We start from the raw sequence: 23,254 nt of genomic DNA, 5'->3' as shown, positions 1-23,254 counted from the left end.
GCGCCGTCGCCGCCGGCCGCCTCGCTGCGGGGCCGGCAGGTGTGGCTGGCGCTCGCGGGCGCGAATGGGGCACGCTCGAATGCCACCGACGAGAACGAGGGACTGCTGACGCTCGAAGAAGTCGCCGCACTCGATCTGCGAGGAGTGGAGTGGGTGGTGCTCTCGGCCTGTCAGTCGGGACTCGGCGAAGAGTGGCCACGCGAGGGCTCGCTCGGCATGCGCCGCGCCTTTCGCATGGCGGGTGCTCGCACCGTGATCGCGAGCGAATGGTCGGTCGCCGACGAATCGACCCGCGACTGGATGCGCGCGCTCTATGCGCGGCCCGACTCCGCGCATCGATCGACCGGCGAGGCGCTCCGTCAGGCGAGCCGCACGGTGCTCGCCGCACGCCGGAAGTCCAAACGCACCACGCACCCGTTCTACTGGGCCGCGTTCACCGCGAGCGGCCCGTAGCCGAATCTCACCGTCCTTCGAGCGGAGTGCGGCGAATGCGCCGAATCCTGAGCATCGCAAAGTTATTGTGTGTCATGGCAGGGGTCGCGTTGTGCCCGCCGGGCGCATCACGCGCGGCACCAGACGCAGAGCTCGCCGAGTCCGCGCGACTGCAGGGACTCCGGCAGTGGGCGCCCGCCGAGAGCCTTGCGCACCTCGCACTCGCGCGCGCCGAGCGCGCGACTCCCGCGGACTCGAACTCGCTCGCGCTTGCGCTCGAACTGCTCGCCCGAGGGCGCCAGACGCAGGGGCTCTATCGCGACACGCTGGTGCTGGAGTGGGGGACGCGACTGGTGCGCATCCGCGAGGCATCGATTTCGCGCGACCCGCTGGCGCTGGCCGACGCGGAACTGCTGCTCAGCCGGATTCTCGGCGGGTACGAGCGCTACGGCGAAGCGCCGTCACATCTGGCGCGCGCCCGGGCCCTGCGTGCTTCGCGATCGGCGGCGATCGATTCTCGCAGCTCCGATTCGCTCCTCGCCGAGGTCGACCTCGTGAGCGGTCAGCTCCTGCGTCGAGCCGGGGAACTGGCGAATGCCGAAGTCGAGTTGCGACGCGCGCTCACGGTTCACGAGCGATTCGCGACATCGCGGACGCGGTTGCTCGGACTGGTCTACTCGGAGCTGGGTGGCGTGCTGGTCGGGCTGCAGCGACTCGACGAGGCTCAGCCGATCCTGCTGCGTGCTGCGGAGACCTGGCAGGCGGTCGGAGCGGCGGGAGCGAGCCAGCTCGCCGGCACGTTCGGCAGTCTTTCGTCTCTCGAGAAGAACCGCGGCGACATGGCGCAGTCGGTCGAGTGGCTGGAGCGCGCCGTCGAGGCCAGCGAGCGCCTGCTCGGAGAGAACGCCCGCAGCACCCTGATCCATCGCCTCAATCTCGGCAGCCGGCTGATCGAATTCGGAGATCACGTCGCCGCGCGCCGGCGTCTCGAGCCGCTGGTGACTCCGCTCGAAGCGCTCTTCGGAGCCGGACATAGCACCACCGAGACGGCTCGTTCGATGCTGGGGATCGCCTGCTTCGCCGATGGCGACACGGTTTCGGCACTCCGTTACCTCGCCGCGTCACTTGCGGCCATGGAGAACCGTCCCGGCAATCATGCCGCGGGGGTTGCGTTCGCGCTTCAGTGGCAGGCTGTGATCCTGAGGGATCGAGGGGATCTCGAAGGCTCGAGGCGCGCGGTGGAACTGGCGCTCGAACAGTGTCGTCCGCTGGGTGCGACCGAAGGGCCGATGCGCGTCGACCTCGAACTCCTGAAGATGTCGGTGCTGGCGAAGCAGGGCGCTCTGACACCGCTCGCCACCGAGGTCGCCGAGGTGAGCGCACTCGTCGATTCGTTCGAACTCACCGGCACGCCCGTCGAAGCGCGTGCGCGGGTGGCCCAGGCGATCGCGTTGCGTCGACTCGGCGCTCCGGACAGCGCATGGAAGACGGCGCTCGCGGCCGACGCGATGTCGCGCGCCCAGATGGCATTCAACGCAAGCCGCCTGCCGGATCGCCAGGCGCTGGGGCTTTCCGTCCAGTGGAGCGAAGCACTACCGCAATTGACCGATCTCGTGCGCACTCGTGATCCCGGTGCGGCCGCGATCGCGTGGGACCGCTCTCAGCGCTGGCGTGGCTGGTGGAATCGCGAACGCGAACTGAGACGCCCCCCGCAAGGCGGACTCGACACGGCGCGGACCGGCGCACACGCGCGCTGGGTCGCGGCGGAGCGCCACTACGCAGAACGAATCGTGAGCGACGCCGACTCGATGCGACACCCTTCGGTGAGCGCGCGACTCGAGCGCGCGCGCGCGGCGGCCGAACAAGCCGAGGGCCGCTATCGAGCGACCGAGGCGCGCGGCGGAATGCCGCGCCCTGCTTCGGAGCCGCGCCTCGACGAGATTCTCGCCCACCTCGCACCCGATGAGGCGCTGGTGGCGTTTGCCGAAGCGGTGGACGACACCGCGTCGCGGCTGGTGGCGTTCGTGGCTCACGGTGCACCAGCGCGCGTCGAGCTGGTGTCGCTGGGGCCGCTGCGCACCGCACGCGCGACGAGTGCGCGATGGCTTCGGGCGTTGTCCGAGCCTCCGAGTGCCCGCGCGTCCGCCGCCGAGCGCGAGTTGCGCGTGCTGGGCCGCGCGTGCCGGGAACGGCTCTGGGATCCGCTCGCGGCCGTGCTCGCAGACGCGCGGACGATTCACGTGGTCTCCGGGCCGCTCGATGATCTGCCGTGGCTCGCGCTGCCGGTCGGGGCGCGCGAGTACCTGGTCGATACGAATCGCACCATCGGAGTGATCGAGGCTGAGCGCGACCTGCTCACCCCGCGCGCCGCCACTTCGAATGGTCGCGCGATCACGTTCGGAGGTCCCGCGTTCGACCAGGCGCCCGCCACCGGGGCCGCGCCGCTGCTCGCGCTTGCATCGCGTGGCGCCGCCAACCCCTGCATGCCGTTCCCACGCCTCGAAGCGCTGCCGGCCGCAACAGCCGAAGCGCTGGACGTCGCCGCGACTCTCGGCACCGGTCCCGATCACGCGCTCGTACTCACCGGAGCCGAGGCCAGCGAGGGCAGCTTCAAGCGCGAGGCGCCGGGCCACACCCTTCTTCACGTGGCCACTCATGGCGTGGTGCTCGGCGACACCTGTGCGACCGCAGCGCCCGGCCGCCGTGGCGTCGGAGGCCTCACGGCAACGTCGAGCCGCACCTCGAAGCGTCGACGGCCGGTCGCCGAGCCGATCGCGGAAGCCGACAAACCCTCGCCGTGGCTCGCGCGCCGCGTATGGCTCGCCTTCGCGGGAGCGAACCACGCCGGAGAATCGAACGACCCGGACGGCAACGACGGCATGCTCACCGCCGAGGAAGTGGTGACGCTCGATCTGCGTGGAGTCGAGTGGGTGGTGCTTTCGGCCTGCCACTCGGGGGCCGGTGCGGACTGGTCCAAAGAAGGGGCACTCGGTATGCGCCGCGCGTTTCACCTGGCCGGGGCGCGTACCGTGATCGCGAGCCACTGGAGCATCGAGGACCAGGCCGCGCGCGAATGGATGCGCGCGCTCTACCAGGCGCGGGCGGCCGGGGCGCTGGGCGGCGCGGAGGCGGTTGCGAAGGCCTGCCGCGCCACGCTCGAGGCGCGTCGACAATCCAGGCGCACCACGCATCCTTTCTACTGGGCCGCCTTCACCGCGACCGGCCCCTAGCGGCCCGCGCGCGCAGCGTGCGCGCGTGATCCCGCAGCGCCACCCGCAACGCCGCCGGCCGCAGGATCCGGAACTCGAACGACCATCGCGACAACTCGCGCGCGAGCCACGCCAGGTCGTCGACCTGTCCGCGCAGTCGCACGCCCCTGGCGACCGTCTCGAGCGCACCGAGCGTGTGGGCGTGCTGGGCCCGCGCGGTCGCGAGGTCGGTCTCGAGCAGCAGCTCGACTCCGAACGCGCGCGGAATGGTCGCGAACGCGAAGGTCAGATGTTCGAGCGCGTCGAAGTCCGCCGGGCGCTCGAAGCGCGACTCGCCGGCCGCCGCCGTCACCACCCGATCGAGTCGAAACGAGCGCAATCCGAGCCGCAGATGGCAATGCCCGACCACGTACCAGCAGCCTCCGCGATACGCGAGTCCGTAGGGATCGAACTCGCGCTCGGTGACCTCACCCGCGGCGGCGCGATAGCGCATCCGCACCCGACGACGCTCGCGCGCCGCTTCGGTCAGTGTGACGAGCGCCGCGTTGTCGGCACTCGGGGTCGCGCGCGCCAGATCGAGCGCCACGGTCTCGTCGACCGCGCGCACCCGATGACGCAGTGTTGCGGGCATCACGCGTTCGAGCTTGGCCTGCGCGCTCGCGACGGCGGGTGCCGCACTCGCGAGCCCCAGATCGCGCGCGGCCAGCAGTCCGACCGCGACCGCGAGCGCTTCGTCCTCTGTGAACATCATGGGGGGCAGCTTGAAGCCGGCGACCAGCGCATAGGCGCCATTGCGACCGCGTTCCGCCGTGATCGGAATGCCGAGCGCTTCGAGCTGCGTGATGTAGCGGCGCGCCGTACGCGGATCCACGCCGAGGCGCCGCGCCAGTTCGGGACCACTCATGCGCTCGTGGGTCTGCAGCAACTCGAGCACCGTCAGCACGCGGGTGGTCGGGCGATAGGAGGCGGGACGTTCCATGGCCGAAAAGACTACGCAGAATCAGGGCCGAAGTCGCCCTGTATTACCTCTAGCCTCGCCTTCGTCACGGAACTCCGAGCGGCTCGAATGGCCCGCAATCGGAGATTCCCCGCGAGGAGGCCTGCCATGCAGACCCAGGAAACCAAACGCCAGCACGCTCACGACTTCGACTTCTGGCCGGGGCGCTGGCGCGGCGCGAACCGCAAGCTCCTGAAGCTGTTCGTCGGCTGCGACGAATGGGAGCGCTTCGACGCGACCATCGAGGTCGCGGCGTTCCCGGGCGGCATCGGGAACTACGACGTGTTCCTCGCCGAGCAGTGGCGACCCGGTTTCGTCGGACTGTCGTTTCGCGTCTACGACCCGGTCGCCGATCGCTGGAGCATCTACTGGCTGGAAAACCGATCCGGCGGCGTCGATCACGAAACCGGATCGCTGCTTCCGCCGGTGGTCGGGCGCTTCGTCGACGGCGTCGGCGTGTTCGAGGGACGCGAGATCTACGAAGGACGCCCGATCGTGGTGCGCTATCGGTGGTCGAACATCACGCCAGCGACCGCGCGCTGGGAGCAGTCGTTCTCGACCGACGAGGGCAGGACCTGGGAGATCAACTGGGTCTCGGACATGACGCGCCTGGCGGACTGAAGCGCGAGGCGCGGCACGGTGAGGCGGCGCGGTGCTGCCGCCTCACGCCGCCGCGCCGGGCGGGCGCCAGCCGGTGCGCTCGAGTTCACGCAGGCGCTCGAACACCTGATCCCGCTCGGCGTGCGTGGTGAGCAGCAGCAGATCTCCTTCGCGCGCCCACGCGATCGCCGCGTCCACCGCGGCGGTCTCGGACTCGTGCGATTCGATTGCCGCGGCCGGCAGGCCGCAGGCGCGAAACTCGGACGCCAGGATCTCGAGCACCACGCCAGGCTCGCGGCCGCGCCGAAAGCGTTCCATCTCTTTGAGGAACACGCGATCCGGCTGCATGCTCGCGGCCGCGCGCGCGAGTTCGCGGATCGAAGCGTCATCACGATCGCCGGCCTGTCCGAGAACGATCGCGCGTCGAGTGGCCGGCACCGCCGCCGCCATCTCGGCCAGCGCTGCGAGGCCGTGGGGGTTGTGCGCATAGTCGACGATCGCAGTGAGCGTGCCGAAGCGCCACAGGTTCGCGCGGCCGGGATTCGCCTCGGGAGTGCTCGCGAAACTGCGCAAACCGGCACGAATCGCTTCGAGCGGTAGTCCGAGCGCTGCCGCCGCGCCTGCCGCGGCGAGCGCATTCGCGACGTTGTAGCGCGCCGCACCGCCGAACGCGATCGGCAGCTCGTCGATGCTCGCGAGCTTCGAGGTCGTGCCGTCGCGCGCGAGCATCAGGCACGTGTCCTCGAGCCACGCGGCATCACCACCCGCCGCGACGTGTGCCCGAACAGTCGGATGCGAGGCCGCGAGACTCGTCCACAGGGTGTCGCCATTGCGCTGCCCGCCACGTTCGAGCAGCCGTGGATCGTCGGCGTTCAGCACCGCGCGTCCGCCGGAGCGGACCGCGCGCGTCACCACCATCTTGGCGTCGGCCAACGTGTCCAGGTCGTGGACGCCGTACTCGCCGAGATGATCGTTCGCGACGTTGGTGATCACCGCCACCTCGACGTGCGGCACCGAGAGTCCGCGTCTCAGGATTCCGCCGCGCGCGACTTCCAGCACCCCCAGCTCGACGCGGCGATCGCGCAGCACGGTACGCGCGCCGTTGGGGCCCGAGTAGTCGCCGGTGGCGACCGTCTCGTCGCCGACATCGACCCGATCGGTCGAGGTGACGCCGGCCAGCTTCCCGGCCGCGCGCGCGATCGCGGCCAGCAGTCGTACCGTGGTGGTCTTGCCATTGGTGCCGGTCACCATCGCAACCGGCACGTCGTGCAGGTGGCTCCACGGCAGGCGCTCGAGCGGCGGGGGCGCGTCGGCGGGGACACTGACGGAGCCGGTTCCGAGCCCCAGCGACAGTCGCTTGTCGTCCCATAGAAACGTGAGATTGCGCCCCGCGGCCTCCGCCTGCCACGCGAGCCATGCGGGCTTGCGCTCGTCGAGCAACGCCGCGCGCAGGCGCGCGGCTTCGACTGCGAATGCGGCGGTCTCGTCGAGCGCGCCGGTCGCGCGGGCCGCCTCGGCGAATGCCCACTCGTTGACTTCGGTCGCTGCGTAGAGCGCATCGATCGGCGCTTCGAACGCGAAACTCGCGCCGCCCGGGAACCTGCGCCATGCGCGGTGGGCGCCGGCCCAGTCGAGTGCTCCCAGCATGCGGTCCAGTGCGGATTCCCACGCGGCCGCGAAGTCGCGAGCTTCGAGTCCCGCGAGTCGCGCCTCGAGAATCGCGCCGGGGCCGTCGAGCATCAGGCTCACGCCGGTGAGTCGGCGCGAGTCGACGAGTGCGGCGCCTGGCCCGAGGTCGTCGCCCGGGATGCCGGGCGTGCTCAATCCGCGACTTCGGGTTCGCGCGCGGCGAGGCGCACGCCACGCTCGTCGCGGATGATCGCGCCGCCCATCTCGCGCCCCAGATCCGGCGCCGGCGGCAGCGCCACGCGCACCGGCGCGTGCCCGGCGGGGCGTGGGTGCTCGGCATCCTGCGGATCGAACGCCACGACCTGATCCCAGGTACGCTGCAGCGCGTCGCCGAACAGCAGCACCAGGTCTCCGGGCCGCGCAAGTCTCAGCGCACGTTCGACCGCCGGCGATTCTTTCTCGACCACTTCGACCTGCTCGGCCGGCACGCCCGCTTCGAGCAGCGCGGCGCGCAGCATGCGCGGCACCTCGTCGGACGCGCGTCCGCGCAGAGCGTCGTCGCGGCGGCAGATGTAGTGATCGAAGTGTCGCGCGGCGGTGCGCGCGATCGCCACGATGTCCTCGTCGCGCCGATCGCCGGGTGCTGCGAGCACCACGATGCGGCGTCCCTTCACGTCGAGCCGATCGACCGTCTCGCACATGGCACTCACCGCGGCCGGGTTGTGTCCGTAGTCGAGGATCACGCGGAACGGATGCTGGTCGTACACATTGGTGCGACCCGGTGCCTGGAAGAACGTGGTGTCGAAGGTGCGGAGCCCCTGGCGGATGCCTTCGAGCTTGACGCCCATCGAGAACGCGAGCGCCGCTGCGAACATGGCGTTCTGTACGTTGTGGAGGGCACGGCCCTCGAGCGTCGCCGGCACCAGATGCGCCCACAGCAGCGGGATGTGCGCGTGATGGTCGTAGATCGCGATCATGTTGCCGCCGGCCCCCGGCTCCAGCACCACCGCGCGCCCGCCGGCGCGGATGTGTTCGCGCACCAGCGCGTGGTCGATGCTCATGGTGACGTAGCACAGGTGCTTGGCGCGGGTGTGATCGGCCATGCGCAGGCAGTAGGGGTCGTCGGCGTTCAGCACCGCGGTGTCCTGCGCGACTTCGACGACGATGCGCTTGACCTCGGCGAGCTGCTCGAGCGTGTCGACGCCCTTCAACCCCAGGTGATCCGCGCTGATGTTCAGCACCGCGCCGACGTTGCACTTCCGATAGCCCAGGCCGCGGCGCAGGATGCCGCCGCGCGCCGATTCGAGCACCGCCACGTCGACCGCGGGATCGCGCAGCACCATTCGGGCGGCGACCGGGCCGGTCATGTCGCCCTTCACCGTGAGCTGCCCGTCGATGTAGACGCCGTCGGTGGTGGTGAGCCCCACGACATGGCCCGCGAGCTTGAAGACATGCGCGAGCATGCGTGCGGTGGTGGTCTTGCCGTTGGTACCCGTGATCGTCGCGATCGGAATGCGCACCGGAGTGCCGGGCGGGAACAGCATGTCCATGACCGGGCCCGCGACGTCACGCGGCGTGCCCTCGCTGGGAGCGACGTGCATGCGGAAGCCGGGAGCCGCGTTGAGCTCGCAGATCGCGCCACCGTCTTCTTTGTACGACAGGCTGATGTCGCGGGTGATGAAGTCGACGCCGCCGACGTCGAGTCCGATCGCCTTGACCGCGCGGATCGCCATTTCGGCGTTGTCGGGGTGCACCACGTCGGTGACGTCGAGTGCCGTGCCGCCGGTCGAGAGGTTGCCGGTGAGGCGCAGCGCGACGCGTTCACCGGCAGGCGGAACCGAGTCGGGCGTGTAGCCGAGATCGCGCAGGCAGCGCTCGGCCTGATGGTCCAGCTCGAGGCGGGTGAGGATCTTCTCGTGGCCGATTCCGCGGCGCGGATCCCGGTTCACGATCTCGACCAGTTGCGCGACGGTGTGGGTGCCGTCGCCGACCACGTGGCCGGGGATGCGCTTGGCGACCGCGATCAATTGGCCGTCGACCACCAGCATGCGGTGATCGTCGCCCTGGATGAAGCTCTCGACCACCACGCCCCGGCTGTGTTCGCGCGCCTTGTGGAACGCCTCGCGCACGTGCGGGCCGTCGGCGAGGTTGAGCGACACGCCGCGGCCGTGATTGCCGTTGTAGGGCTTGACCGCGACCGGGAATCCGATCTTCTGCGCCGACTTGGCGCACTCTTCCTCGGAATACACCAGCTCCTGCCGCGGCACCGGCAGGCCGAGATCGCTCAGGATGCGATTGGTCTCTTCCTTGTCGGAGGCGATCTCGACCGCGATGTGTCGCGTCTCGCTCGTGATGGTGGCCTGGATGCGACGCTGATATCGGCCGTGCCCGAACTGGATCAGGCTGTGATGGTTCAGGCGCAGCCACGGGATGTCGCGCTCTTCGGCCGCGCGCACCAGTGACGCGGTCGAAGGCCCGAGTGCGCGGCGCTGCGAGAAGCGGATGAAGTCGTCGCGTGCGGTGGCGAACTCGAATTCTGCCGGTTCCTTCGGCTTGAGCGGCGCCGGCAGCAGCGAACGCAGGAGCGCGAGCGCCAGCTTGCCGGCCTCGAGTCCGACCTCGGCCTCTTCATATTGATAGACCACGTGGTAGCGACCGGGGCCATCGGCCGAGCGCGTCTTGCCGAACGTGACGTGGGCGCCGGCCAGGTTCTGGATCTCGATCGCGCAGTGCTCGAGCACGTGGCCGAGCCACGTGCCTTCGTCTTCGGTCATACGCCGCACAAAGCCGCCCGGTGTCTCGTAAGAGCAGCCGTGCTCGTGAAGCCCCGGCAGCGCCGCGAGCAACCCGTCGATGAAGCCGCGCCCCAGCTTGAGCGTCGGCCACTGCTCCAGTTCCTCGAGATCGAGCGTGAAGCGGATCACCGGGAACAACGCGTGGATGCTCGGGCCCAAGTAGACCGAGGTCTCGAGCAGCTTCATGCGATCCTCCGGGATGGCCGCGGCGTGGCGGCCCGTTGCGACGACGAGGAGCCGTCCTCTTTAGTGGCGGCCGAGTTCCCCGGCCGAGGCGACGCGCGTATGCAGATTGAAGGTGGCGCCCGCGATCAGGACGTGGAGCGTGATGCCGAGCAGGCACACGGGATCTCCGCGCTTGGCAGCGTCCATCGAGGAATATTCGAGCTTCGCAGGATCCACGATCGTCACCGCCCCGCTGCCCACCACCTCGAGCGTTTCGTCGGGGCCGATGAACGCCGCGGTGTCTTCGTCGAGCCCGACTCCGACCGCAAACGGATTGTAGGCGAGCGAGGCGAGCAGGCGCCCGATGCGGTCGCGCTGCCGGAAGTGCTGGTCGACCACCACCCGATTCGTGAGTCCGAGCCCCGGCGCCAGCGACACCATGCCGGCGCGCGGTGTCGCGCCCTCTTCGCCCGAGGCGATCATGTGCTCGGACAGGAACGCCGCACCCGCGGAGGTGCCGGCCACGTGCACGCCGCGCGCGTTCATGAGTCGCAGCGACTTGGCGATCGGGGTGCCGCCGAGCGTGGTCGAGAGGCGCAGCTGGTTGCCGCCGGTCAGGAACACTCCGTGAGCGCGTTCGAGCGTCTCGATCGAGTCCGCATCTTCGCAGTCGCGACGCGTGAGAAACGGCAGCACCTTCACGTCGCTGGCGCGCAGCGAGTCGAACAGCTTCTCGTAGCGCCGTCCGGTGTCGCGCAGCTCGGAGGCGGTCGGGATCACGGCGATGCGGGCGCGCCGCCCGCCGCACAGGCCCACGAAGCGCTTGAGGATGTCCTCGTCGCCGATCTTGTCCTCGGCGCCGCCGATCGGGACGATGAAACCGCGGCTCTGGCCTTCGGGGACTTTGGACGGGCTCACGGGATTGAGGGACTCCTCATAGAGGCCAATGCGAAAAGTGGCCCGGCATTGTAGCAGCGGGGTGGGGATCGCCGGGAGTGACCCTCACGCGCCGAGTCGTTCTGGCGCGTTGACGGCTCGCTGGTCGGCCGCGATTCCCGCCCGTCGAGGGTTCCGCCGCGCCTGTCTCCGAGCCGTGCGGCGGGCGCCGGGCGGCACTATCATTCGCGCTTCCGTTCCCACCCTTCAGCCGACAGGGTCTGCAGCCGGGCTCTCGTTTCGCGCGCTCCGGCGTCCATCCCACTCCGAGGTTCGCTTCCATGTCGCATCGCCTGCTCACTCGCGCTCTCGCCCTCCTCGCGCTGCTGGTGCTGCTCGCACCGATCGCTTCCGCGAAGCCCAAGCCACCCAAGGGCGGCAAGCCCGCCGAGGCGGCAGCCGCGGCCGACAAGGACAAGCCGTTCACGGACTGGAAGAAGACCACCAAGGACGCCACGGTTCAGAAGGGCTACTTCAACGTGTGGCGCAAGCGCGAGAGCCTGTGGCTGGAGATCCAGCCGAGCCAGCTCGACCAGCCGGTGCTCGGCATCTTCAGCCTCGCGCGCGGCATCGGGCAGAACTTCGTGCTCGGCGGGCTGCCGCTCAACGACCGGCTGCTCGAGTTCCATCGCGAAGGCGATCACATCTTCGTGGTCGAGAAGAACACGCGCTACAGGGCGCCCGCCGGTTCACCGATGTCGAAGGCGGTCGACCTGTCGATCGGCAGCTCGGTCATCGCGTCGCTCAAGATCGAGAGCGAGCACGATTCGACCAAGGCGCTGCTCGTGAACTTCGGCGACTTCCTGCTCAGCGACGTTTCCGACATGACCGAGTATCTGAAGAGCTCGTTCAACAACAAGCCGTTCCGGTTCGACAAGGAACGTTCCGCGATCACCAGCACCAAGGTGTTCCCCGACAACTTCGAGATCGAGGCCGCACTCACGTTCTCGCCGTCGGATCGCACCGGACTCGGTCTCGAGACGCCGTCGGACGATCGCTATCTGCCGATCGCAGTGCACTACTCGTTCTCGAAGCTGCCGGCCACTCCGATGACGCCGCGCTTCGCGGATCCGCGCACCGGACAGTTCCTCACCGTGGTCAAGGACTTCGGCCGTGACGAGTCCGAGAACTTCTGGGTGCGCTTCGTCAATCGCTGGCGGCTCGAGAAGAAGGATCCGAACGCGCCGGTCTCGGAGGTGGTGAAGCCGATCACGTTCTATCTCGACCACACCATTCCGAAGGAGTACCGCCCGTTCGTCCGCAAAGGCGTCGAGAACTGGCAGAAGGCGTTCGAAGCGGCGGGCTACAAGAACGCCATCGTGGCGCCGGACGCGCCGGACGATTCCACCTGGGATGCCGAGGATGTGCGCTACAGCACGATCCGCTGGATCACTTCGTCGGTGCCGTCGTTCGGCGCGATCGGACCCTCGCGCGTGGATCCTCGCACCGGCGAGATCCTCGATGCCGACATCCTGTTCGAGGCGTCGTTCATTCAGGGGTTCCGCAACAACTACCGGCGCTGGGCGGGCCCCGAAGCGATCGGTGCGATGGTGGCGCCGCAGAAGGCGATGCGCGCCGCGTTGCCGTCGTTCCTGCCGCTCGAGCGCAGCTGTGCGCTCGGCGAGGGCATGATCGACGCCGGCTCGCTGGTGAGCCTCACCATGCTGCTCGACGGCCTGATGCCGCCCGGAACGCCGGTGCCCGAGGAATACCTGGGCGAGGCGATCGTGTGGACGACCATGCACGAGGTCGGACACAGCCTGGGCCTCACGCACAACTTTCGCTCCAGCACCGCGACGCCGAACGACAAGCTGAACGATCTGGGCTGGACCGACACCAAAGGCCTCGTGGGCTCCGTAATGGAGTACCCCTCGCCGAACATCAGCTCGGATCGCTCGAAGCAGGGCCACTACTACACGACCACGATCGGCACCTGCGACATGTGGCAGATCCGCTACGCCTACACGCCGTCCGGTGCCGCGAACTCCGACGAGGACTACGTCTTCGCGCGCAAGATCGCGGACGAGTCGGCGTTGCCGGGCAACGAGTACGGCGCCGATCAGGACGCGTACCCCGATGACGCGCTCGATCCGCGCGTGAACATCTGGGACCTTGGTACCGATCCGCTCGCATTCGCGAAGGATCGCGCCGCCTACGTGGCGTCGCTGTGGAAGAACCCCAAGCTCGAGGAGCGCGTGGTCGGCCCCAACGGCGACTACCCGACGCTGCGTCGCGCGCTCGACACCACGCTCGGCCAGTACTCGATCGCACTCGGACTCGCGGTCAAGTACCTGGGCGGCCAGTACGCCTCGCGGACACGTCGCGGGCAGGAGGGTGGCGTCGATCCACTCACGCTGATCCCGGCCGCCACGCAGCGCGAGGCGCTCGAATTCCTCGGCACCCGCGCGTTCGCGGCCGATGCGTTCGCGATTCCCTCCGGGCTGCTCTCCAAGGTTGGGCAGGATCGCTGGGTGCACTGGGGAATCGGCAACGGATTCTCGGGCCCGTATCGATACGACTACGACCTGGGCGCCAAGGCGTTCTCGATCCAGAGCGCACTGCTCACCGAGCTGCTCGAGCCGCGGCTGCTGCTGCGCATGCGCGAGGCCGAGGGGCGCTCGGCGGACGCGTTTCGCATGAGCGACTACTTCGACCGCATGACCCGCATGCTGTGGGGCGAAGTGGCCGGTGGCGCCCCGGCGGCGCTCAAGGCGCTGGACGGCACCAGCACCCGCCGTGACGTCCAGCGGGCCTACGTCGACCGCCTGGCGGGGCTGATGGTCGGTTCCGTGGCCGGCGCTCCCGACGACGCCCGGGCGCTTGCCCGGCTGCAGTTGTCTCGGATCGACCAGCGCTGCACCCGCCAGCTCGCAAGTGAGGCTCCCATGGGCGATTACACCCGCGCCCACCTGCTCGAGTCGCGCGCCCGGATCAAGCGCGCGATGGATGCGACACGCTCGGCGGACAGTGTCCGGGGCGCGTCAGCAATTGGCGCGGACGCCGCCGGTGGAACTTCTTCAGGGGCTGCGCAGTAATACGACCAGTCAGCGGCAGCATGGGGACGAAAAGATGAGGCGGTGACTCGAACGGAGTGGGGCATGGGGGCCCGCTCCGTTCGATTCGTTTTTGGGGGAAGCCGCGGCGCTTTGCGCAGTGCTCGATCCGACCCTCCATCCCTTGCCGCTCGTGGCCCTCCTCGGGCACAATCCCTGCCCGCACCTTCAAAGGAGCCACTCATGATCGCCTCCACTCAGATGAGGGTCGGCAACCTCGTCATGCACAACGGCAAGCCGCACCGCGTGACGGCCGTTGTTCACCGCACGCCGGGCAATCTCCGCGCGTTCGTGCAGGCGACGCTCGTCAACATCGAGAACGGCAGCAAGAACGAGCACCGGTTCAGCGCCGAGGACAAGGTCGAGAAGGCGGTCCTCGATGAGCACACGCTGCAGTTCAGCTATCGCGCCGGTGACGAGTTCCACTTCATGAACACCGAGAGCTACGAGATGATCGCGCTCGGCAAGGACGTGCTCGGCGACGCCGTCGGCTACATCAAAGATGGCATGACGCTGCTCGCGAACTACTTCGAGGGCCGTGTGGTCGGCATCGAAGTGCCGATGTTCGTGGAGCTGGTGGTCAAAGAGACCACGCCGAACATCAAGGGCGCCGCGGTCCAGAACACGAACAAGCCCGCGATCTTGGAGACCGGCCTCGAGATCAAGGTCCCGCCCTATGTCGAAGAGGGCAACCTCGTGAAGATCGACACCCGCACCGGGGAGTTCGTCACCCGCGTGAGCTGATCGGAGCGGCGTGCCCGCTCCGCGCCCCGCCGCGCCCCGGCACCCGGATCCGCCGCCGGTGGGCCGAACTTCCGCGCCGGTTCCCCGCGAGCCGCGTTCGCGGGCGAGGCCCGGTATGCTGCGCGGCCTCGAGCCCGGACCTGCGTTCGGACCGATCCTCGCTCTCACTGCCGGAGGTCGTCCCCATGACGTACCGCTACTCCCTGCGTAGCGCCCTCGCGCTCGCGCTTGCCATCGCGCTGCTGCCGTCGCTCGGCCACGCAGCTCCCAAGCCCAAGAAGGGCGCCTCGGACGCGGCTGCCGCTGCGGCCGACAAGCCGTACGGTGACTGGAAAAAGCTCACCAAGGACACCGAGGTCAAGAAGGGGCTCTTCACGCTCTATCAGAAGCGCGAGAACCTCTACATGGAGATCCGGGCCGATCAGCTCGACCAGCCGGTGCTCGGCATCTGGAGCATCGCGCGCGGCATCGGGCGCGACTTCGTGCTCGGCGGGCTCTCGATCTTCAACGACCGCATGATCGAGTTCCATCGCACCGGCGATCGCGTGCTGGTGATGGAGAAGAACATGCGCTTCGTGGCCCCGAGCGGCAGCGCGATCGAGAGGGCCAAGGACCTGTCGTTCGGAAACTCGGCGATCGCATCGCTCAAGATCGAGAGCGTCCACGATTCGAGCAAGGCGCTCCTGGTCGACCTGGCGCCGTTCCTGGTCAGCGACATCAGCGACATGAGCGAGTTCCTGCGCCAGGGGCCTGCCCGCACGTTCCGCTTCGACAAGGAACGCTCGGCGGTGACCCTCGCAAAGGCGTATCCGGAGAACGTCGAGTTCGAGGCGATGCTCACCTACACGCCGAACGACCGGCAGAACTTGAACCTCAACACGGTGCCCGACGACCGCTACGTCGGCGTGACGATGCACTACTCGTTCTCGAAGCTGCCCGACGTTCCGATGACGCCGCGGCTCGCCGACGATCGCACCGGTTACTTCCTGAACGCGGTGAAGGACTTCAGCCGCGACGATCAGGAGCACTTCTGGCGGCGCTACATCACGCGCTGGCGGCTCGAGAAGAAGGACCCGACGGCGGCGCTGTCGGAGCCGGTCAAGCCGATCGTCTACTACATCGATCGCACGATTCCCGAGAAGTACCGGCCGTATGTGAAGGCCGGCATCGAGGGCTGGCAGAAGGCATTCGAGGCGGCGGGGTTCAAGAACGCGATCATCGCCAAGGAAGCCCCCGCGGATGACCCCGACTACGATCCGGGCGACATTCGCTACAGCACCATCCGCTGGATCACGTCGTCCGAGCCGTCGTTCGGCGCAATCGGACCGTCGCGCATCGACCCGCGCAGCGGCGAGATCCTCGACTCCGACATCCTGTTCGAGGCTTCGATCGTGCAGCGCCGGTGGCGCATCTACCGCGACCTGACCGGCTCGCCGAGCACGTTCGAACTGCCGATGCTGCGCGAAGCCGAGTCGCGACTGCCGCTCGATCATCGTTGCGACGCAGCCGCCGGCGGTTCGGTCGGCATGACGCTCGCGAATCTCGCGGCGGTCATGGATGGCAGCATCGCGGCCGGAGGCCCGATCCACGAGCGGTTCGTTGGCGAGATGCTGACGCACACGGTGCTCCACGAAGTCGGGCACGCGCTCGGCCTCACGCACAACTTCCGCGCCAGCACTGCGACGCCCTACGACAAGCTGAACGACTCGACCTGGTCGCGCGGCAACGGCATGATGGCATCGGTGATGGACTACGCGACGCCGAACGTTTCGCGCGATCGCACCAAGCAGGGCGACTACTACGGCAGCGTCGCGGGCACCGCCGACGTATGGATGATCCGCTACGGCTACACGCCGTCGGGCCAGGCGAGCGCAGATGCCGACTATGCGGTCGTGAAGAAGATCGCCGACGAGTCGAATCTGCCCGGCCACGTCTACACGCCGGACCCCGACACCTATGGGCCGTTCGCGCTCGATCCGCGCTCGAACATCTGGGACCTCGGCGACGATCCGCTGTCGTTCGCGAAGGATCGCGCCGGCTGGGTGACCGACATCTGGTCGAACGATGCGCTGGAGGCCCGCATCCTCGGAGACGAGGGCGAGTACCCGGTGCTGCGTCGCGCCGTCGATGGCCTGCTCGAGCAGTACGGAATCGCGCTCGGCATCGGCGTCAAGTACGTCGGCGGCCAGTATCAGTCGCGCAATCACCGCGGCCAGCCGGATTCCAGGGACCCGCTGCAGCTCGTGCCGGCCGCCAAGCAGCGCGAGGCGCTCGACTTCATCGCGGAGCGCGGCTTCGCGGCGAACTCGTTCAATCTGTCACCGAAGCTGCTCAATCGCCTCGCGCCGGATCGCTGGATGCACTGGGGCGTCGACGACAACTTCGGGGTGTGGACCGGGCCGCGGCTCGACTACAACCTGAACGACAAGGCGCTCGCGATTCAGACCGGGCTGTTGAACGGGCTGACGCAGCCGATGCTGCTGGCGCGGCTGCGCGAAGCCGAGAGCCGTTCGCCGGACGCGTTTCGCATGAGCGATTACTTCGATCGGCTCACGCGGGCGCTGTGGGGCGAGGTCGGCGGCGGTGCTGCGGCAGCGATGCGGGCACTCGATGGCCCGAACACACGGCGCGACATCCAGCGCGTCTATATCGATCGACTCGCGCAGATGGTGGTCGGCGGAATCCCCGGCACACCCGACGACGCGCGCAGCCTGGCGCGTCTGCAGCTCGCGCGCATCGATGCGCGGGCGACGCGTGCGCTGGCCGGCGAGGGCGCGATGGGCGACTACACGCGCGCGCATCTGCTCGAGTCGCGCGCCCGCATCAAGCGCGCACTCGAGGCGGGACGCGAAGTCGAAGCCGTACGCCCGGCGGGGGCGATCGGAGTGGCGACGCCGTAGCGCGGCCAGCCCTGTCCGCCGGAAAAGAGCGACGCCCCACGACTCTTGCGAGTCCGGGGCGTCGACTTTAAGCGGGAGGTGCGATCACAGGCCCGGGGGCCGCACCCGAGTATCTGCAACCACGGCCCTCCCACATCCATTTCGTTCGGCCATGTAGATGTGCCGTGGTGTGGATCGTAGCGCGATATTTTTTATCGGGAAGAGTGCGGAGCAAGACTTAACCCGACCGTGACCCACGATGCGCGACGCCGAACTTGTAGAAAGTTCCCGGACGCGTGCGAGTCGCCGAAAAACGCCGTGAAACAGCGCCGAAGCGGGACGAACTACTCGTTGTTGCGCAGGAGCTGGAAGAACTCCTCGTTCGTCTTGGTTTTGTTCAGCCGGTCCGCGAGCTTCGTGATCGCTTCCTGCAGCGGCATCTGCAGCAGCACGCGGCGCAGCATCTGATGAAGATTGAGCTGATCCGGCGGGAACAGCTTCTCTTCTTTGCGCGTGCCGCTCCTCGCGATGTCGATCGCGGGAAAGATGCGTCGCTCGGCGAGTTCGCGCGACAGGAAGATCTCGCTGTTTCCGGTGCCCTTGAACTCCTCGAAGATGATCTGGTCCATGCGCGAGCCGGTGTCGACGAGCGCGGTGCCGATGATGGTCAGCGAACCGCCGTCTTCGATCTTGCGAGCCGCGCCGAAGATCTGACGCGGCGCCTGCATGGCGTTCGAGTCGAGACCGCCCGACATGGTGCGCCCACCGCCGTCGGTGTTCGCGTTGTAGGCGCGAGCCAGGCGGGTGATCGAATCGAGCAGCAGCACCACGTCTTTGCCTTCGATCACCTGAGCCGCCACCACCTCCATGGCGTACTCGGCGGTCGCGATGTGGTCCTCGATGCTCATGTCGCTCGATGCCGCGATCACGTTGGCGGGCGTGTTGCGCTTGAAGTCGGTGACTTCTTCGGGGCGTTCGTCGACCAGCAGCGCGTAGATACCGACCTCGGGGTGGTTGTAGGCCACCGAGGCAGCGATGCACTGAAGAATTCGAGTCTTGCCGGTCTTGGGAGGCGCGACGATCAGACAACGCTGTCCGCGGCCGATCGGCGCGATCAGGTCGATCGCACGCCCGGTGGCGCGGTCTCCATACGGCGGATTGCCCTCGCCGGCCGGCAACTCGAGCTTGAGGCGCTCGGTCGGATCGAGTGCCACGCCGGCCTGCTGCATCTCGCGCAGGACCTCGAGTCCGCCGCGTCGGCGTTCCGCTCCTGGACGGGTGCGGCGACGGCGACCGCGCGGGCCGCCGCTCATCTGGGGCGGCTGCGGAGCCTGGCGTGGTGCGTTCGGCGGCGCGCCCTGGTAGGCACCGGGCGCCGAGTTGCTGACCGGGCGAGCGCTGCGGCCGCGGCGACGACGGCGGCGATTGTTGCCGTTGCCATCCATCCGGCGCATGCCATCGGGACCGGGCGCCTGACGAGGACCTTCGGGGGCGGGACGCGGTCCGTCGGGACCGGGACGCACGCCGCCGTTGGTCAAACCGGCGTCGGGGCTGGCATCCATCGGGGGACCGGCGCTTCCCATCGAGTCGGGTCCGTAGGACGAGTAAGAGGTGGGTTCTGCTCCGTCACTCGGAGCGGTGAAGTTCTGACCCTGCGGGGCTCCCGGATCGGGGCGCGGTCCGCGCGGACGACGACGACGAGTTCTCATTCGATTTCTCTCCACGCGCTGAGCGTGGACTCCGCGGTTGCGGGCGGGCGCGTCGCAGAACGGCGCGCTGTGACGGTTTCAGCCGAAAGGTGTGGTGGCGTGGCTCCCGCGCCGACGACTCGCGGACAACCCTAAGTCCAACATCGCGGTTGCCGCGGGGCGGTTCACTCGTGAACACGCATGCCGCATCACCGGGGCGATCTCCCATCACCCGCTCGGGGCGTTCGCCACTTCGTGGCGCTCGCTCGGGCCTTTCGCCGTTGGTGCTCACCTGGGCGCGCAGCGGCGCGCACAGGGCACGGAAACGGGGCCGATCCGTCGCATTGCGAGGGGGTGCGTCGCCAACGACTCGACGCTCGTTCGTTCACCTCGGCCGACAGGAAAGGCACGGGGAGTATCGGCTCGCGGCGCTCCGATGTCCAGCCGGGATTTCAGGACCCCTCAAGACCGGGGCCGCGGAGTCCAGGGCGTGTCCGAGACTCCGGCGGACTGATTGGCGGCGCGCGCCATCACGAACAGCAGGTCGGCGAGCCGGTTCAGGTAGCGGACGACGATCGGCTCGGCGCTCGAAACACCGCTCAGCGCCACCACGCGCCGCTCGGCCCGCCGGCACACCGTTCGCGCATGATGAAGTTGCGCCGCCAGCGCCGATCCGCCCGGCAGCACGAACTGAGTGAGCGGCGGCAGCGTGCCGTCGAGGCGGTCGATCTCGCGCTCCAGCGCCTCGATATCCCGCTCCTCGAGCGGCGCCAGCCGCGCGAGCATTTCGGGCCCGGACGCCGCGAGCCGCGCGCCGAGCGTGAACAGGCACTCCTGCGCGGCCGTCACCACGGCTTCGAAAGCGCGCCCGGTGTCGGCCACTCGAACCAGACCCAGCAGCGCGTTCAATTCGTCGACACTGCCATAGGCTTCGACGCGGGGCTCCGCCTTCGAAACACGCCCGGCGCCCAGCAAGCCGGTGGTGCCATCGTCTCCGGTACGGGTGTAAATCTTCATGCGAAGTAGTCTAGCCCACCGCGCCCGCCTTGCCACGGGGCAGCGCATGACGCAGTATGTTCGCCCCTCGCGCATGGGCGGCGGTGGTCGCCGCGGGCGCGAGCTCCCCGAGTCCTCCGGAGCGCATGGCTCTTCGCGACGAACTTTCGGTCATCCTGCGCGGCGATGCGTGTGGCGATCTGTCACCCGCCTCACGCGAGCGTCTCGAGTCGCTCGCAGCAAATGCAGCCGAGACGGGTGCGCTCGTTTCCGCCCGTGACGAATGCGCTTCGCGGCTGCGACAGGGAAGCGCGACGCACGCGGTCGACTACCTGCTCGCCGCGGTCTGCGCGCATCACGGCGAGATCGAGCGCGCGAACCAGACGCTGCTGGCACTCGGCGAGAAACTCGCTCAGGCCAAGAGCTGGGAGCCGCTCGCCGCGATCTCCGATCGGTCGCTGGGTCTCGAGGAAACCGGCGCCGGCGCGCGATTGCTGGTGCGCGCACACGAAGCGATCGGGAAAGAGCCGGATCGCGTGCAGGCGCTGCGCCGCGCCTGGGCAATCCTGCCCGATGATCTGGATCTCGGGCTTCAGCTCGCGGTCCGCCTGCTCGACGTGGGCGAAGCGGCCGAGCGCCGCGTGCTGCTCGCCGAGCTGACGCCGCGGTTCGCACTCGAGAAGCGCTACGGCGGGCTCGAAGAGGCCGCGCTCGAGTTCGCGGAGCACGACGATGTCGAAGGGCTCGCGCGACTCGTCCAGGTATTGCCGACGCTCGCGCTTCAAGGGGCGTTCAAGGAATCGCGCCAGCTGGCGGACATCGCCCTGCCGCGTCTGGTCGCGGCCGGTCGCGCGACCGAGCTGGTCGATCCGCTGCGCAAAGCGCTGGCGGCCGCGGCCGAAGCCGGCGGCGAGAAAGCGGCGAAGAACTTTCGCGAGCCGCTCGTGACCGCGCTGCGCGAGGGACCGGGGCGCAGCCTTCCGGATGCCGCGGGCGTGATCGCCGACAGCGGGCTCGAGGACTCCGAGATTTCGGCGCTGGCGGCGCTCGAGCGCTACGACCTGCTCGCCGCACTTCCGGCCGGCCGCTCGGTGTTCCACGGTTCGTTCGGCGCCGGGCGAGTGGTGTCGAACGACGCCGACGTCGTGGTGCTCGACTTTCCCAAGTCGCGCGGGCACCGCATGCCTTACGCCGCCGCACGCCGCACCCTGACGCCGCTCGACGAAGGAGATCTGCGCCTGTTGCTGTTGCAGAGTCCCGATCAGCTCAAGCGGATGTTCGACGAAGAGCACGCGGAAGTGATGGTGCGTTCGCTCAAGGCGCTGGGCGGCAAAGCCGACGCGCAAGGCCTCAAGGTGTTCCTGGTCGGATATCAGCTGCTGCCGGCCACCGAGTGGACCTCGTTCTTCCGCAAGGCCAAGAGCGCGGCCGAGAAGGACGTGCGCATCGACCATTCGCGCGCCTTCGAGCAGGTGTGGGCACTGGCCGACGAAGATGCCGAGATCGGCGCGATGGTCGAAGTGCCGCTGCCGCCGCTCGAGCCCCGCAAGCCGGTGCGCTCGAACCTCATCACCTTGAAGAAGTTCCTCACGCAGCACCCGGGCGCCGAACTCGCGCTCACCAAGCGTTTCGGTCGCTATGTGATGCGTGCGATGCAGGACCCCGAGGGCGAACGCGCGGATCGCGCGCGAGCCGGGCTCTACTTCGCGCGCTGGAACTCGACCCGCTCACCGGAGTGGATCGAAGTGCTCAAGACGTTGTGGGAGCAGGGCCTCTCGATCACCGACCTGTCGGGCGAGGACGAACAGATCGCGCTGCTCGAAGCTTCGCACGCCGCCGGCGTCGAGGCCGATGCGTTGCTGTCCGCGCTCGACTCGCGCTATGCCGCGGTGCGCGAGCGCGCACAGGGATATCGCGAGCACCTCGACGAGGCCGGCCGCGAGGCGTTGCGTCGCACGCTGCTCGACCACGCCGCGCGGTATCCGGCCGCGGCACTTCGCATGGTCGAAATCGAACTCGCGAAGAAGCTGCCGCCCGAAGACGGCTGGCGCATCCTGTGGTCGGCACTCGCGCTGGTCGAGGAGCGTCCGAAACCTTCGACGGCGGAGAAGGTGCTGGGCTGGATCGAGATCGGCGGCCTGTTCGACCGCATGCTCGCCGGCCAGCCGTGCGGTGACGAGCAGCGCATGCGACTCACGGTGCTGCTGCGCCAGTGGCGCTCCAGCGACCGGTACCTGTTCCCGGCGCTCGAGATCGCGGCCCGGCTCGGCCTGCACGATGCGGTCGCCGCGGTGCGCGCCTCGCGCGAACAGAGCACGCAGCGCATGTTCGCGCAGGTCGGCCAGCAGACCGACACCGAGCTGTCGGTGATGACCCGCGCGACCTGGGAACGACAGAAGAAGGAGCTGGAGCGCATGGAGCGCGAGCTGCGCACCACGATTCCGGCCGCGATCCAGAAGGCCCGCGAACTGGGCGATTTGAAGGAGAACGCCGAGTACCACTCGGCCAAGCTCAAGCAACAGACCATCAGCCAGCAGGTCGCGAACCTGCAGTTGCGGCTTTCGCGGGCGCGGTTCGTCGACGATGCGCCGAGCAAGCCCGGCGTGGTCGGACTCGGCACCGAGGTGATGCTCGAAAGTGAAGGCGGCAGTGCCATGTACTGGATCCTCGGTGAAGGCGAGCAGCACCACGGCGATCACGTGATCTCGTTCCAGTCGGTGGTGGGACGCTCGTTGCTCGGCAAGAACCTCGGCGACGAGGTGGAACTCGAGATCGAAGGCGCGGTGCGGCGCTTCAAGGTGAAGTCGGTGGAGCGCAAGGTGCCGCCGCATGCCGCCGAAACCGGCGAGCCGGTTCTCTAGCTCGAACGCATCACCTTCGCACGCGATGTCAAGTGTGCGCCGCATTCGGCGAAGTTCAGCACGCACGTGTCTGTCAAGCGACGTGCGATCGCGCGCCGAAAGAAATGCGCCCTCCCGTCATTTCTCGCTTGCGTCCTGCGCGCATGTCGCTATTTTTCGAAAGCGACATTGACCGCTCGCCACGATGACGCTGTTTCGAAAACGCGTGCGAGTGCTCCAGCGTTGAGGACGTGCGCGGACCGTGATCCGCGAACCCGCAGCATCGAGCGG

At 68.6% G+C, this 23,254-nt stretch carries 13 protein-coding genes; 7 read left to right on the top strand and 6 right to left on the bottom strand.

The features are described from left to right. A partial coding sequence (locus HOP12_10035; GenBank protein ID NOT34496.1) for a CHAT domain-containing protein occupies positions 1-453 on the top strand: 453 nt, incomplete at its 5' end. A gap of 35 nt (positions 454-488) precedes the next feature. Continuing rightward, complete coding sequence (locus tag HOP12_10030) at positions 489-3,662, top strand: CHAT domain-containing protein (protein ID NOT34495.1); 3,174 nt, start codon at positions 489-491, stop codon at positions 3,660-3,662. On the opposite strand, the gene HOP12_10025 is transcribed toward HOP12_10030, so the two are convergent. Then, complete coding sequence (locus tag HOP12_10025; GenBank protein ID NOT34494.1) at positions 3,643-4,620, bottom strand: YafY family transcriptional regulator; 978 nt, start codon at positions 4,618-4,620, stop codon at positions 3,643-3,645. The genes HOP12_10030 and HOP12_10025 overlap by 20 nt on opposite strands. Positions 4,621-4,746: 126 nt before the next feature. Here HOP12_10025 and HOP12_10020 point away from each other — a divergent pair, with 126 nt between their 5' ends. Continuing rightward, positions 4,747-5,259 (top strand): hypothetical protein, encoded by a 513-nt coding sequence (locus HOP12_10020; GenBank protein NOT34493.1) that lies wholly within the window; start codon positions 4,747-4,749, stop codon positions 5,257-5,259. 42 nt (positions 5,260-5,301) lie between these two features. Here the strand turns inward: HOP12_10020 and HOP12_10015 are convergent, their stop codons facing one another. The 3 genes from HOP12_10015 to HOP12_10005 are packed head-to-tail and all read right to left on the bottom strand — an operon-like array spanning position 5,302 to position 10,745. Then, positions 5,302-7,062, bottom strand: coding sequence for a Mur ligase (locus HOP12_10015; GenBank protein NOT34492.1), 1,761 nt, complete (start codon positions 7,060-7,062; stop codon positions 5,302-5,304). Further along, on the bottom strand, positions 7,059-9,848 hold the full coding sequence (cphA, locus tag HOP12_10010) for a cyanophycin synthetase (GenBank protein ID NOT34491.1): 2,790 nt from the start codon (positions 9,846-9,848) through the stop codon (positions 7,059-7,061). The genes HOP12_10015 and cphA overlap by 4 nt, the downstream gene beginning before the upstream one ends. A gap of 60 nt (positions 9,849-9,908) precedes the next feature. Continuing rightward, the gene (locus HOP12_10005) at positions 9,909-10,745 is read right to left on the bottom strand and encodes a cyanophycinase (GenBank protein ID NOT34490.1); all 837 of its coding nucleotides are present in this window, start codon (positions 10,743-10,745) and stop codon (positions 9,909-9,911) included. A gap of 299 nt (positions 10,746-11,044) precedes the next feature. Here HOP12_10005 and HOP12_10000 point away from each other — a divergent pair, with 299 nt between their 5' ends. From HOP12_10000 to HOP12_09990, 3 genes are all read left to right on the top strand, one after another. Beyond that, entirely contained in the window at positions 11,045-13,798 is a 2,754-nt protein-coding gene (locus HOP12_10000) for a zinc-dependent metalloprotease (protein NOT34489.1), read from the top strand. 201 nt (positions 13,799-13,999) lie between these two features. Next, entirely contained in the window at positions 14,000-14,560 is a 561-nt protein-coding gene (efp, locus tag HOP12_09995) for an elongation factor P (protein NOT34488.1), read from the top strand. A gap of 185 nt (positions 14,561-14,745) precedes the next feature. After that, positions 14,746-17,460 carry a zinc-dependent metalloprotease gene (locus HOP12_09990; protein ID NOT34487.1) on the top strand — a complete coding sequence of 905 codons (2,715 nt, stop codon included), beginning with the start codon at positions 14,746-14,748 and terminating at the stop codon, positions 17,458-17,460. 323 nt (positions 17,461-17,783) lie between these two features. Here HOP12_09990 and rho read toward each other — a convergent pair whose 3' ends face one another. Both rho and HOP12_09980 read right to left on the bottom strand, forming a co-directional pair. After that, positions 17,784-19,022, bottom strand: coding sequence for a transcription termination factor Rho (gene rho, locus HOP12_09985; protein ID NOT34486.1), 1,239 nt, complete (start codon positions 19,020-19,022; stop codon positions 17,784-17,786). A gap of 567 nt (positions 19,023-19,589) precedes the next feature. Then, positions 19,590-20,144, bottom strand: a complete 555-nt coding sequence (locus tag HOP12_09980; GenBank protein ID NOT34485.1) for a cob(I)yrinic acid a,c-diamide adenosyltransferase — start codon at positions 20,142-20,144, stop codon at positions 19,590-19,592. A 125-nt stretch (positions 20,145-20,269) separates the two neighbouring features. On the opposite strand from HOP12_09980, the gene HOP12_09975 reads away from it, so the two are divergent. Further along, a complete protein-coding gene (locus tag HOP12_09975) occupies positions 20,270-22,984 on the top strand; it encodes a hypothetical protein (GenBank protein NOT34484.1) in 2,715 nt (904 codons plus the stop codon). The last annotated feature ends 270 nt before the right edge of the window (positions 22,985-23,254 follow it).

It is taken from the genome of Candidatus Eisenbacteria bacterium (assembly GCA_013140805.1).
Lineage (GTDB): Bacteria > Eisenbacteria > RBG-16-71-46 > RBG-16-71-46 > RBG-16-71-46 > JABFRW01.
This window is presented reverse-complemented; position numbering and strand designations above follow the sequence as displayed.

What these genes read in the sequence shown, in the direction of transcription:
- HOP12_09980 (NOT34485.1), bottom strand. Translation starts at nt 20,144, where the DNA reads ATGAAGATTTACACCCGTACCGGAGACGATGGCACCACCGGCTTGCTG.
- HOP12_10030 (NOT34495.1), top strand. Translation starts at nt 489, where the DNA reads ATGCGCCGAATCCTGAGCATCGCAAAGTTATTGTGTGTCATGGCAGGG.
- cphA (NOT34491.1), bottom strand. Translation starts at nt 9,848, where the DNA reads ATGAAGCTGCTCGAGACCTCGGTCTACTTGGGCCCGAGCATCCACGCG.
- HOP12_09990 (NOT34487.1), top strand. Translation starts at nt 14,746, where the DNA reads ATGACGTACCGCTACTCCCTGCGTAGCGCCCTCGCGCTCGCGCTTGCC.
- efp (NOT34488.1), top strand. Translation starts at nt 14,000, where the DNA reads ATGATCGCCTCCACTCAGATGAGGGTCGGCAACCTCGTCATGCACAAC.
- HOP12_10020 (NOT34493.1), top strand. Translation starts at nt 4,747, where the DNA reads ATGCAGACCCAGGAAACCAAACGCCAGCACGCTCACGACTTCGACTTC.
- rho (NOT34486.1), bottom strand. Translation starts at nt 19,022, where the DNA reads ATGGGAAGCGCCGGTCCCCCGATGGATGCCAGCCCCGACGCCGGTTTG.
- HOP12_10000 (NOT34489.1), top strand. Translation starts at nt 11,045, where the DNA reads ATGTCGCATCGCCTGCTCACTCGCGCTCTCGCCCTCCTCGCGCTGCTG.
- HOP12_10025 (NOT34494.1), bottom strand. Translation starts at nt 4,620, where the DNA reads ATGGAACGTCCCGCCTCCTATCGCCCGACCACCCGCGTGCTGACGGTG.
- HOP12_09975 (NOT34484.1), top strand. Translation starts at nt 20,270, where the DNA reads ATGGCTCTTCGCGACGAACTTTCGGTCATCCTGCGCGGCGATGCGTGT.